At 44.4% G+C, this 12051-nt stretch carries 11 protein-coding genes; 3 read left to right on the top strand and 8 right to left on the bottom strand.

Annotation, left to right across the window (positions count from 1 at the left end; all coding sequences use genetic code 11):
* Positions 1–220: 220 nt before the first annotated feature.
* The 3 genes from dinB to ACTJKG_RS04370 all read right to left on the bottom strand — a co-directional run bounded on the left by dinB (position 221) and on the right by ACTJKG_RS04370 (position 2981).
* On the bottom strand, positions 221–1339 hold the full coding sequence (gene dinB / locus ACTJKG_RS04380) for a DNA polymerase IV (RefSeq protein WP_172334059.1): 1119 nt from the start codon (positions 1337–1339) through the stop codon (positions 221–223).
* A gap of 109 nt (positions 1340–1448) precedes the next feature.
* Positions 1449–2009: a DUF922 domain-containing protein gene (locus tag ACTJKG_RS04375; RefSeq protein WP_172334060.1), complete on the bottom strand. Its 561-nt coding sequence runs from the start codon at positions 2007–2009 to the stop codon at positions 1449–1451.
* A gap of 21 nt (positions 2010–2030) precedes the next feature.
* Positions 2031–2981, bottom strand: coding sequence for an SPFH domain-containing protein (locus ACTJKG_RS04370; protein WP_172334061.1), 951 nt, complete (start codon positions 2979–2981; stop codon positions 2031–2033).
* A 92-nt stretch (positions 2982–3073) separates the two neighbouring features.
* Here ACTJKG_RS04370 and ACTJKG_RS04365 point away from each other — a divergent pair, with 92 nt between their 5' ends.
* A complete protein-coding gene (locus ACTJKG_RS04365; protein WP_172334062.1) occupies positions 3074–3259 on the top strand; it encodes a hypothetical protein in 186 nt (61 codons plus the stop codon).
* Positions 3260–3436: 177 nt separating this feature from the next.
* Here the strand turns inward: ACTJKG_RS04365 and ACTJKG_RS04360 are convergent, their stop codons facing one another.
* From ACTJKG_RS04360 to ACTJKG_RS04340, 5 genes are all read right to left on the bottom strand, one after another.
* A complete protein-coding gene (locus ACTJKG_RS04360; RefSeq protein WP_440738459.1) occupies positions 3437–3895 on the bottom strand; it encodes an SRPBCC domain-containing protein in 459 nt (152 codons plus the stop codon).
* Positions 3849–4220, bottom strand: a complete 372-nt coding sequence (locus ACTJKG_RS04355) for an ArsR/SmtB family transcription factor (protein WP_172334064.1) — start codon at positions 4218–4220, stop codon at positions 3849–3851. Before ACTJKG_RS04355 ends, ACTJKG_RS04360 begins: the two co-directional genes overlap by 47 nt.
* 122 nt (positions 4221–4342) lie before the next feature.
* Positions 4343–6688, bottom strand: coding sequence for a DPP IV N-terminal domain-containing protein (locus ACTJKG_RS04350; protein ID WP_440738458.1), 2346 nt, complete (start codon positions 6686–6688; stop codon positions 4343–4345).
* A gap of 77 nt (positions 6689–6765) precedes the next feature.
* Positions 6766–7902 (bottom strand): CapA family protein, encoded by a 1137-nt coding sequence (locus ACTJKG_RS04345; protein WP_440738457.1) that lies wholly within the window; start codon positions 7900–7902, stop codon positions 6766–6768.
* A 126-nt stretch (positions 7903–8028) separates the two neighbouring features.
* A complete protein-coding gene (locus ACTJKG_RS04340; protein WP_172334067.1) occupies positions 8029–8616 on the bottom strand; it encodes a C40 family peptidase in 588 nt (195 codons plus the stop codon).
* 497 nt (positions 8617–9113) lie between these two features.
* Here ACTJKG_RS04340 and pdhA point away from each other — a divergent pair, with 497 nt between their 5' ends.
* Positions 9114–10109 carry a pyruvate dehydrogenase (acetyl-transferring) E1 component subunit alpha gene (gene pdhA, locus ACTJKG_RS04335; RefSeq protein WP_172334068.1) on the top strand — a complete coding sequence of 332 codons (996 nt, stop codon included), beginning with the start codon at positions 9114–9116 and terminating at the stop codon, positions 10107–10109.
* 131 nt (positions 10110–10240) lie between these two features.
* A complete protein-coding gene (locus ACTJKG_RS04330) occupies positions 10241–11914 on the top strand; it encodes a dihydrolipoamide acetyltransferase family protein (protein ID WP_172334069.1) in 1674 nt (557 codons plus the stop codon).
* Positions 11915–12051 lie beyond the last annotated feature (137 nt).

Below are 12051 nucleotides of genomic sequence, written 5' to 3'. Positions count from 1 at the left end.
GATTTTAATTCCCCACTGCGGTGGGCAAGCTCATTCAATTAGGGGATTTTGTAACCCCAGCGGGGTTAAAGCTTTGTAGAAAATGATATGCTTAAAACTCAGTGCTGTAGGTACTGTACTCAGGTTGCATACCTACGGCATGCTAAATGCTTCTGTTTTGTTTGCTACAAAGCTTTTACTCCTACGGAGTATGCTTAAATAATGACATTGGTGGTAGGGGCTAAAATTCCAAGGCCAGCTGATCGCCCGGGCCGGCTTCTTTTTCCTGCTTAGGCTTGGTTACCACATCGCCGAAGTTGGAGAGGGATATACCCAGCAGCCGCACTTTGGCATCCTCGGTATAATTAGCCGCCATAATTTGTTTAGCTGTTTTACAGATGGTTTCCAGATCATTAAAAGCCTCCGGGAAGGATTGGTTGCGGGTGATCTGTTTAAAATCGCTGTATTTTACTTTGAGGGTGAGGGTGCGGCCTTTCAGCTCATATTTGAGCAGGCGGTTATAAACGGTTTGTGCTATTTTGTCGAGCTCGGCATCCATTTCCTCGAGCGTGGTTAGGTCATAGGCAAAAGTATCTTCGGCCCCCAGCGATTTGGTTTCGCGGTGGGGTTGTACCTCCCGGTTATCCACACCCCGTACTATCTGGTAGTAAAACCTGCCCGTTTTACCAAAATGCCTTACCAGTTCATCTTCAGTTAGTCTTTTGAGGTCGGCACCTGTATGCAGCCCCATTTGCTTCATTTTTTGGGCGGTCACCTTACCCACGCCAAAGAATTTTTCAACGGGCAACTGCTCCATAAAATCTTCGATACTGGATGGGCCGATGAATTTTAGTCCATCTGGTTTATTGATATCCGATGCTATTTTGGCTACAAATTTATTGATGGATACACCTGCCGATGCCGTGAGCCGCAATTCGTCTTTAATAGCTTGTTTTATCTGTTGGGCTATTTCAATGGCCGAACCTATGTTCAGCTTATCGTTGGTTACATCCAGATAGGCCTCATCCAACGATAGTGGCTCGATCAAATCGGTATACCGGCTGAATATCTCCCTGATCTTTTGTGATACTTCGCCATAAGCGGCAAAACGAGGGCGTACAAATATAGCATCCGGACAAAGCTGTAAGGCTCTTTTTGATGACATGGCGGAGCGAACACCAAACTTGCGCGCTTCATAACTCGCCGTAGCTACTACCCCACCCCTGCCTTGCGGCGAACCGCCCACCACCAGCGCCTTGCCCCGGTACTCGGGAAAATCGCGCTGCTCCACAGACGCGTAAAAAGCATCCATATCAATATGGATAATTTTCCGGATGATCAGGGTGGATTCGTTTGACATGCAGGACAAAGATACGGAGAGCCTTTGCTAAAATGAATAGCTAAATAAAGAGTTAACTTAGTCCGACCGTTGCTGTAAAAACGCGTCATTGCGCTTTTATATATTGTGTTTACCGCCCTTCCCTATCCTCTACCGGCCTAAACTGCAACTGCTTTTGAAAATATACATCCCAGCTGTGCTGCTGCACGCGGTTGGTCATGTGTTCGGTGTCCTCATCGTAATCGGTATTCATTTGTTTGTATTTGTTATCGATACGGTTGAACAGGTTCATGGCCTCGTATTGGTAATTGCGACTGAAGCGGGTTTTGCCAATTTCGCGCAGTAATTCCTGCTGTTCCAGGTAGGCGATGGTATAGTGGCCCTGCTCGTGTTTCAATACTTCGGACAGTACCTGATTGGATGTCACGCGGCTTCGGTCAAGCCACGATCTTTCGGTATTCAGCACCAGCTTTACAAAGGCATTGAGCATGTAACCTCCGTTTACCCGGCTGGCCTGGTACTTAAAATCAATGGTACAATTGGTATAAGCAACAACGCCACGCGCGTTTGCGCGCGGCGTGCCGCCAAAATCGTTTATGGTTAGTTGATGAAACTGCTGAGCCTTTGCTCCCGTGATCGTTATTAAAAACAGGGCTAATATTAACGCCCCCTTCAGCCATCTTACATTCATGAAATATGCAGGTTAAAACTTTTACTTTTTGACACCTTTGACGGCGTCATTATGCAAAAGGTTTAAACTCATCATTTCTTTTAAGGTGTGCTGCATCTGATCGGTTGATCCATCCAGGAAGATCACGTTGCCCTGTGAATTTTCGGCAAAATGCTTGATGGACTCTGTCCACATGGTAAACATGATCACCGAAGTATCCATATTGGCCTCGGCCATTTCTTTAGCGGCAACGGTCATACCACGGGCCACTTCCTCACGGAACAGGGCAATACCCTGGCCACGCAATTGAGCCGCTTCACGCTCGGCCTGTGCCGAAATCTTGATGGCGTTACCTTCGGCCTCAGCGGCTTTTGTTTTGGTGATCAACAAGGCCTGGCCTTCGTTTTCGGCAGCGGCTTTCAGGTTGTTGGAAGCCACTACCTGGCTCATTGATTTCATGATCACATCATCAAAGGTAATATCGTTCAGTTGCAGATCCTGCAGGTGATAGCCCCAGCTTTCCAGTATCTGATCAAGCTGTTCTTTTACGTGTTCTACAATATCGCGGCGCAATATCAGTACTTCGCTCTGGCGTTTGGTAGCTACAAAGGCGCGGATAGAACCCTCAACCGTACGGATAAGCGCCTGCATGAGGTTACGCTCATCAACAAACTTAAAGGCTACGTTTTTAATGGTTTCTTCCTGCTGGTCAAGCACCGAATACAGCAGCATGGCCTTGAAATAAACATTAGCCTGATCATACGTTACGGCCTGGAACTCCAGCTCCACCGAACGATTCTGGATAGATATTTTGGAGTATACGTTTTCGATGAAAGGCAATTTAAAATTCAGGCCCGGCGTAAGTATGCGCCGATATTTACCAAATACGGTAATTACCACTATAGTGCCCTGTTTTACAGACACAAAAGAGGTAAATATGATAATTAAAACAATGAACGCAATAATAAAAAAACTGATTTGTCCTGGTCCCATGGTTGATAATATTTAGATAAATAAATGTAGTACAAATTATTGGTGTGTTATTTGTTTTTATAAAAATGCTTTATAAAACAGCACCAGACAACATGAACCTAAAACGAACTTTTGGAGCCGTATTAACCGTACTCGGTATCATTGGCTTAATTTATACCGGACTGGGAGTTATTAATCATAGCAGCCAAACCACCACATTGGTTGTTGTAGGAATTATAGCCGTACTATTTTTCTTTACGGGGATCAGTTTGATACGGAATACAAAAGACGAAGCGTAGGGCTTCGTCTTTTGCCTTTTGTTTTTTTAACCCAATGTCATTTCGAACGAGGTACGAGGAGAAACTATCTCTTGAGCGTAGCGAAAATTTTTCTGCTCCATACAAGCGTGAGCATTGCAGGTTATATAAGACTTCTCCTCGTACCTCGTTCGAAATGACAAGTTTTTTATAGAAGTTTTAGTCTTCGGATTTGCTAAGCAATCCTAAGAGATATTCTCCCAGTTTCTCAACGTTTTGTTTTAATCCTTCATCGACTTTGTGAACTTTGACAACCGTTTCAAGTATTTCCGCGTTATCGAATACCATTGTCCAATCAACTTGAGTTTCATCGCCTTTGGATTCAAAAAGAACGGTAGTAAAAAAATGCGGATTGAAATGCTCAAACACGATTTTCTTCAAGAGGACAATTTCTTTGTAAATGCTCTTGTTTGGATAGTTGGTACCATTGGGTGCATGCAGCGTCAGGTTCCATTCACCCTCTTCCTTAAAATCCATTTTGTGGATGGTGGTGGTGAATCCGTTTGGCCCCCACCAGTTTATAATATGCGCGGGGTCGGTCCAAACTTCCCATAGCAACTCAACCGGGGCTTTAAAGGTTCTGGTTATCCGCATCTCGCGGTTTTCTGTCTTTGCCATAATTTCTGTCTTTTTGAATTTTTGCTATATAATTTTCAAGGTTATCAAAGCGAGCCTCCCATATCACGCGTATCTGATCAAGCCAAACATCAATCTCCGTCATCTTATCCATTTTGATCTGGTAATAGATCTCCCGCCCCTGCTGGTTTGACTCTACAAGGCCGCATTCTGTCAGTATCTGGATATGCTTGGATATGGTAGATCGGGCGCCATCAAAATTATCGGCTATGGCACCTGCGGTAATGGTTTGTGAAGCCAAAAGTGCCAGGATGGCCCTTCTGGTAGGATCGGCTATGGCCTGGAAAATGTCTCGTCTTAATATCATCTTGTCGTCAAATAACGACAAATATATGTAACGCCAAATGACGACGCAAATTTTTGCTGCATTTTTTATAAAACAAAAAGGCGGATCAATTGATCCGCCTTTTTGTTTTATATCTTCGATGCTTATTGCGCGCTGTTACGCGGATCGGCTTTTGTTTTTAATACGTATTCTTTAGGTGTTTCGGCACCTGCCAGGTTTTTTACAAAGTAATCCCAGCGGCGGCGCATCATATAGTACGAATTCTGTCCATAACCATGAGCATTGTTCGGGAATACCACCAGGTCATAGTCTTTGTTGGCTTTTTCTAAAGCTTCAATAACCAGCAGGGTATTGTATGGCGGCACATTATCATCCATTAAACCATGGGCAAGCATAAGTTTACCTTTCAGATTTTTAGCATAGTTCTGGTTGGCTTGCGCTTCGTAATTGGATGTACCATCTGCCTGTGTAGTTAACAAACCGATGTAGCGTTCGCCCCAGTCATCCTCATAGTTGCGATTTTCATGGTTACCCGACTCGGATATACCCACTTTAAAGAAATCCGGAAAGCGGAACATAGCCGCGGCAGTCGCGAAACCACCACCTGAATGCCCCCAGATACCTGCTTTATTGATATCGATGTAAGGATATTTTTGAGCCAACTGCTGCATAGCCGTAACCTGGTCTGGCAGTGTATTTTCAGACATGTGGCCGTAGTTCATATCATGATAGCTTTTGGAACGCAGCGGGTTGCTGGTACCTTCTATTTTAACTACCACAAAACCCAGCTCGGCCAACGCCTGGCAATCGCCATGGGCTGATGCGAATCCCCAGTTGCCTACACTTCCACCCTGTGGGCCAGGATAAATATTGTTAATGATGGGATATTTTTTGTTAGGATCCATATGGGTTGGTACAAACATCACCCCGTAAATATCGGTTTGCCCATCATGCGCTTTAACCGTTACCGGGATAGGCGCTTTCCAGCCCGAAGCCAACAGTCTGCTGATGTCTGTTTTCTCCAAATTGCTGATCAATTTGCCATTCAGATCGCGCAGCACGGTTACCGGTGGTACATCGAATTTAGAATAGCTATCGATAAAATAGTTTTCATCTGGCGACAAACTGATCTGGTGAGTGCCATCACCCGGGCTCAAAAGCGTAAGTGCCTTGCCATTAAATCCAACTTTGTACAGGTGCGTATAATATGGATTGCCCGGTTCGCGGCCATCGGCCAGGAAATAGATCTGGCGGTTCTTTTCGTCCACTTTCAGTATTTCGGTTACGGCCCAATCGCCTTTGGTGATCTGGTTTTTAACTTTGCCTGTAAGCGCGTCATATAAATACAGATGCCCCCAGTTGTCGCGTTCCGAAAACCAGATGATCTCGTTGGTTTTGGCCAGGTATTTCCAGTTGATAGTACCCTGCCCCGATTCATACTGTGTAGCCACGGTTTCTTCAAAAACCTCCTTTACGGCACCTGTAGCTGCATCGGCAATACGGAATTTTTCCTGTTTGTGATCGCGCGAAGTGGATACAAAAGCCAGTTTGGAGGCGTCGGCCGTCCAGTCCACATCATCAAAAGTACCGCTGCTGGCAATATCATCGCTCAGGGTGGCGCGGTGCGGATCTGGAGCAACTTGTATGTTGATCACTTTGGGCTCATCTACATTAATGATCACCCGGCTTATCATCGCGATTTCCTTATCGCCAGGAAGCGGGTACTTCCATGCCTTTAGTGTCGGGTGACCAACATTGGTAGTCACCAGGTACATATCGCCCACATTACGCTGATCCTGTTTAAAGGTGGCTATCTTCTTAGAATCGGGCGACCAGCGTACAATGGGCCCATCTGATGATTTCCAGCCGGCATTATCGGTAGCGTATCCAAAATCTTTTACCCCATCCGTTGTGAGTTGCGTTTCTTTCCCGGTTTTTATATTACGCACCCAAAGGTTGTAATCTTTGATGTAGGCTACCTGACTGCCATCCGGCGAAGCAACCTCGTCATCACCTCCCCTTCTACGGGTATGTGCTTTACTTTGGCCAACCATCGCATTATCTGGTGTGCACTGATAGCTTTGCAAATCGCATTTCCATGATTTACCATCGGCACTAAAAGAAATAGACTTCAGATCATCAGAAAAACTGAAGGTGCGGAACGGTAGCTTGCTGGCTTCATAAGTTTTACCGGTAGCTGTTGATATAGCTGCGGCCAGTTTCTGGTGATCAAAGGCTTGTCCGCGTGTTTTTTTGGCGGGGTCAACCAAAATAAATTCGCTGCCCTGTGATGTTAATATCCGGTACCAGAATTTATCGCCCGGCAGCCAGTTAGGCATTACCCTGCCATGATCAACCAATTGCTCGGTATTATAGCCCAGGAAATTTTCGGCGTGGGCATAATCTTTATCTGTTAAGGAGGGGGATTGCTGCGCGTTTGCTGTCCAAACAAATGCTGCGGCAGTTAATGATAATAAATATTTATTCATACGCTTTTGAAAGTGCGGAAAATAAGGTGTTAATAGTTAAAATTTAAACCATGCAAATTAATGCTTTTTTTAATGGTCTATTGGTTGGGTTCTGTAACTTTTGTGAGTGAATTATCAAACCGAGAAACAGCGGTTATTTCCCCATTGTCGGCAATACTCAAACCAGCATCCGGGAAGTCGGTTTGGGTGAGCATCCGGATGCGGCGCATGGCCTGATTCAGCGTATCCTTCACCAATCCTTTATCATGTGCCTGCTTAAATGAGATGATGCGGCCGCCTAAAAATTCGCCTTTTTTATTGACGTAAACTTTTAGCAAAGGAGCCATACCACAAATGCCGCTTACGCTTACACATTTATAGGTACAAAAATTACCCAGGCTATAAGCTATAAGCCGGTTCTTATACATCTCCATAGCACGGTTCACATGCGGACCGTTACCAAATATCAGATCGGCACCGGCATCAATGGCGTTGTGGGCAAAAGCATATACATCGCCCCGCTTTTCGCCAATGAAGGATTCCACCGCAAATGGCACATGCTCGTAGTCAACACCCTCGCCCCCCCCGTGGAAAGATACGATGACTACATCACAGCGTTGTTTCAGATCGCTGATGATTCGGGCTGCACCTTTCAGATCATGTATAGATACGGTATTGGCATTGGGCGCAAAGGAGCAAAAACCATAGCGTACACCATTTACCTCAAATACCGTTGAGGGTTTAATCTGCAAACCAGCATAGTTTATTCCCAGGCTGTCTAACGTTTGGGTAGTGCTCTTACGTCCGTGCGCGTCAAAATCATTGATGTGGTTATTGGCCAGGCTCAGTAAATTAAAACCAGCACTTTTTAAAACAGATCCGTAACGCGTAGGCATCCGGAACAAATAAGCCTTACTTTTTTGATGCAATTTGAAATGGGCAGGGCCACCGGTATCAACAAGGGCTCCCTCCAGGTTGCCGAAGGCCACATCTGTATTTTTCAATTCGGCAAGAGCGGCTTTAAAACTGTTGCGGCCACTATCGGGGGGCAGCGTAGTACTATCCGGGTATGAGGTACCCATCATGATGTCGCCAACGGCGGCAATACAAAGCGAGTCATGTTGTAGGGGCCTGGGTTTTATTGGAGGCGATACTTCTTTTGCAACCTGATGCTTTTTGTGTTTAGCAACAGGCGGGTTGCTTTGAACAGGGTTTTCGCATGCCTGTAAAATCATTAATAAGCAAGCTGTTAAAAGCAAAAACTGTAACCTTCCGGCAAAAAAAAATCCCCTCATATTTTTGAAGGGACTAAATTAATTTTTTTATTTCGGACTTCGGATGTTCGACTTCCGAAATCAGAACTAATTACTCTTATCGTCGTCGGTTTCGGTAGCCGAACCGGTAAATTCATTTTTAAATGATGCCAGTAAACGACCGCCTTTGTAAAAATAACGGCTGTAATAATTATCATCCAGGCTGCTGATAGCTACGCCTTTTGATGAAGCATGCGCAAAACGGCCATTACCCAGGTAAATGCCCACATGCGAAATGCGGCGGCTGTGTATCTTAAAGAAAACCAGGTCGCCTTCTTTCAGATCGTCTTTACCAACAGGGTTTACCATGCTGAAAATATCGCGTGAACTTCTTTTTATATCCAGGTTAAAAACCTCGCTGTATAATTCTTTTGTGAATGCCGAGCAATCGATCCCTCTTCTTGATTCACCGCCGAAATGATAAGGAGTACCTATCCAATCGTATACAAAGTGAAAAAGTTTCATGTTTGAGGTGGCGGATAACGCTACACCCATGATCTGAGATAAATAAGTTTTAGCTAAACTTTCCTGCTCATCAGGAGCCTTGTCGGCAGTGGTGTTCGGAGTACTTGCGGTTTGGGCCTGCGAGGCTAAAACGCTGAAAAGTAGTACTATAGCAAGAGTAATTTTCTTCATTTAACGCGTTAGTTTGCTGTTAGGGGCAACAAATTGTTTATTAAATCAGACACTTATGTCCACCAGTGGCTACAAAACTATCTATATTTTTTAAAATTGCAAATAAATGGCACTTTTTTTTCAAAAAATATAAATAAATTATCTATACTAAAAATCTTATCAATTAAAGCCTACCATTATTACGCACATGATACTTTTAAGGTTATCTTTTCTGCCCGTTTTTTCTGCTTTTTGTAAAAATTATATGTCTCAAAGAGTCTAAAAACGCTTAAAACTATCGCTAAACTGCATTATCAGATCAAAAAGGCTTCGGTAATATCACCATATCGCCATATAATGTTTGGTTAAACTTATAAAACGCGGTTAAGGCTGCTCATTTATAGCCCTTTCTTAAAATAAAAGATAAAACATCACAACAAATTCGTCGCAGTTTCGATATTTTCAAGGATATATTTAGATTTGCGCTTTACTCCAAGATTATTGATTGTTTTAATTACATGAGTTCAATCGAAATTAATAAAGACACTTACCTGATGTGGTACGAACAAATGCTGTTGATGCGTAAGTTCGAAGAAAAAGCAGGACAGTTATACGGACAACAAAAAATCAGGGGCTTTTGCCACCTGTATATTGGGCAGGAGGCTGTACTGGCCGGAGCCATGTCTGTAATTAAACAGGAAGACAGCATGATCACCGCTTACCGCGACCACGCTCATGCGCTTGCCAAAGGTGTAACCCCCAACGCGGTAATGGCCGAATTATATGGCAAAGCTACCGGATGCTCAAAAGGCAAAGGTGGTTCTATGCACATGTTTGATAAGGAAAAACACTTTTACGGTGGCCACGGTATCGTAGGCGGCCAGGTACCACTGGGTGCCGGTATCGCTTTCGCCGAAAAATATAAAGGTACCGAGTTTGTGAACATCGCTTACATGGGCGATGGTGCTGTACGCCAGGGTGCCTTAACAGAAACCTTTAACATGGCTGCTTTATGGCAATTACCTGTAATTTTTGTTTGCGAAAACAACGGTTACGCCATGGGCACCTCTGTTGAACGTACCACTATCCAAACAGATATCTATAAATTAGGCTTACCTTACGGTATACCATCATCAGCTGTTGACGGTATGGATCCCGCTGCTGTACACGTAGCTATGGACGAAGCCGTTCAGCGTGCACGCCGTGGTGAAGGCCCTACCTTCCTGGAAATGCGTACTTACCGCTATAAAGGTCACTCCATGTCCGATCCGCAAAAGTACCGTACTAAAGAAGAGCTGGAAAGCTACAAGGCTAAAGACCCTATCGAAACTACAAAACAAATTATAGTAGAGAAAGGTTACGCTGATGAGAAATGGTTTGAAGAAATTGATGCCAAGATAAAAGACATCGTTGATGAATCAGTTAGATTCTCTGAAGAATCACCATGGCCGGATGCTTCTGAACTATATACAGATGTGTATGTTCAGGCAGATTATCCATACATCAGAGACTAAATGGAGAATAGTGAATGGAGAGTAGTGAGTAGTAAAATTTTATACTAAAAAAGAAAACTCACTATTCACCACTCTACACTCACCACTTAACTGTTATATTTATATCAAAATTTATTCTATCCAAATAATATATGGCCGAAGTAGTTAAAATGCCTAAAATGAGCGATACCATGACCGAAGGGGTATTGGCGAAATGGCATAAAAAAGTTGGCGATAAGGTAAAATCCGGCGATGTGTTGGCCGAGATCGAAACCGATAAAGCCACCATGGATTTTGAATCGTACCAGGATGGCACCTTATTATACTTAGGTGTTGAAGAAGGCAATGCCGTTCCGGTTGATGCTGTTATTGCTGTTTTAGGCAAAGAAGGCGAAGATTACAAAGCAGCCCTTGCACAGGCTGATGGTGGTTCTGAAAAGAAAGAAGAGAAACCTGCTGAAGCTGCTGCCCCCGCAAAAGCCGAAGATAAACAGCCTGCACCAGTTGCAGCCGCTGCACCAAAGGTTGATCTGTCGAGCATTCCGGCAACCGTAATACGTATGCCAGCCCTTAGTGATACCATGACCGAGGGTGTTATCGAAAAATGGAACTTTAAAGTTGGCGATAAAGTAAAATCTGATGATTCCCTGGCCGATGTAGCAACCGATAAGGCTACTATGGAAGTTGTGGGTTATGAAGCAGGTACACTTTTATATATAGGACCAAAAGAAGGCGAAGCCGCACCGGTTAATGGCATTATAGCCATTGTTGGTAAAGAAGGTACCGATATTACACCTTTATTACAGGATGCTACAAGCGCGCCTGCTGCTGCACCGGCCGCAGAAAGTGCTGCTCCCGAAGCAGCACAAGCATCAGCACCAGCCGCACAGGAAACTGCCTCGGCTTCAACCGCTGATGACAGCCGTGTTAAAGCATCACCGCTTGCCCGTAAAATAGCCAAAGATAAAGGCATCAACCTGAATGATGTAAAAGGCAGCGCCGAAGGCGGCCGCATCATCAGGAAAGATGTGGAAGGATTTGTGGCTCCGGCTAAAACAGCCGCGCCTGCTGCTGCTCCGGCCAGCACAGAAGCCGCTGCTGCTCCGGCTAAAGCACCTATCGTTCTGCCAACTTATACCGGCGAAGAGAAATTTACCGAGCGTACAGTTACTCAAATGCGTAAAGCCATTAGCCGCCGCTTAAGCGAAAGCTTGTTTACCGCTCCGCATTTCTATGTAACCATGAGCATTGATATGGATCAGGCTATTGCCGCCCGTACCCGCATCAATGATATCGCTCCGGTTAAAATATCATTTAATGATTTTGTAGTTAAAGCCGTTGCCGTTGCTTTAAAACAGCACCCTGCCATTAACTCATCATTCCTGGGCGATAAGATCCGTACCAATGAGCACGTACACATTGGTGTTGCCGTTGCTGTTGACGAAGGTTTGCTGGTTCCGGTTGTTAAATTTGCCGATGGTAAATCATTAAGCCACATCTCTGTTGAGGTAAAAGAATTTGCCGGTAAAGCAAAAGCTAAAAAATTACAACCTGCAGAAATGGAAGGCTCAACCTTCACCATATCCAACTTAGGTATGTTTGGTGTTGATGAGTTTACCGCTATTATTAACACACCAAATGCTTGTATCCTGGCTGTTAGCGGTATACAACAGGTTCCCGTTGTTAAAAACGGCGCTGTAGTACCAGGTAACGTAATGAAAGTTACCTTAAGCTGCGACCACCGCGTGGTTGACGGCGCAACAGGTGCCGCGTTCCTGCAAACCCTGAAATCATTACTGGAAGAACCAGTAAGACTGTTAATATAATTTTTGATTTCGGATCTCGGAATTTCGATTTTTCACCGTTGTTTATATTCAATGGTGTTCAAGAAGGCTTCGCCGTTTCGGATTTATCATAGGAAAAAGCGCTGGATTAACCCAGCGCTTTTTTTGTTTTTATAAAT

The organism is Mucilaginibacter sp. 22184, assembly GCF_052045695.1.
In the GTDB taxonomy this organism is placed as follows: domain Bacteria; phylum Bacteroidota; class Bacteroidia; order Sphingobacteriales; family Sphingobacteriaceae; genus Mucilaginibacter.
The sequence above is the reverse complement of the archived record's forward strand: the minus strand, read 5'-3'. Positions and strand labels throughout refer to the sequence as shown.

Excerpts from the sequence above, each read along its gene's own strand:
- ACTJKG_RS04355 (WP_172334064.1), bottom strand. The coding sequence starts at position 4,220 with ATGATATTAAGACGAGACATTTTCCAGGCCATAGCCGATCCTACCAGA.
- ACTJKG_RS04365 (WP_172334062.1), top strand. The coding sequence starts at position 3,074 with ATGAACCTAAAACGAACTTTTGGAGCCGTATTAACCGTACTCGGTATC.
- ACTJKG_RS04340 (WP_172334067.1), bottom strand. The coding sequence starts at position 8,616 with ATGAAGAAAATTACTCTTGCTATAGTACTACTTTTCAGCGTTTTAGCC.
- ACTJKG_RS04330 (WP_172334069.1), top strand. The coding sequence starts at position 10,241 with ATGGCCGAAGTAGTTAAAATGCCTAAAATGAGCGATACCATGACCGAA.
- ACTJKG_RS04345 (WP_440738457.1), bottom strand. The coding sequence starts at position 7,902 with ATGATTTTACAGGCATGCGAAAACCCTGTTCAAAGCAACCCGCCTGTT.
- pdhA (WP_172334068.1), top strand. The coding sequence starts at position 9,114 with ATGAGTTCAATCGAAATTAATAAAGACACTTACCTGATGTGGTACGAA.
- ACTJKG_RS04350 (WP_440738458.1), bottom strand. The coding sequence starts at position 6,688 with ATGAATAAATATTTATTATCATTAACTGCCGCAGCATTTGTTTGGACA.
- ACTJKG_RS04370 (WP_172334061.1), bottom strand. The coding sequence starts at position 2,981 with ATGGGACCAGGACAAATCAGTTTTTTTATTATTGCGTTCATTGTTTTA.
- dinB (WP_172334059.1), bottom strand. The coding sequence starts at position 1,339 with ATGTCAAACGAATCCACCCTGATCATCCGGAAAATTATCCATATTGAT.
- ACTJKG_RS04360 (WP_440738459.1), bottom strand. The coding sequence starts at position 3,895 with ATGGCAAAGACAGAAAACCGCGAGATGCGGATAACCAGAACCTTTAAA.
- ACTJKG_RS04375 (WP_172334060.1), bottom strand. The coding sequence starts at position 2,009 with ATGAATGTAAGATGGCTGAAGGGGGCGTTAATATTAGCCCTGTTTTTA.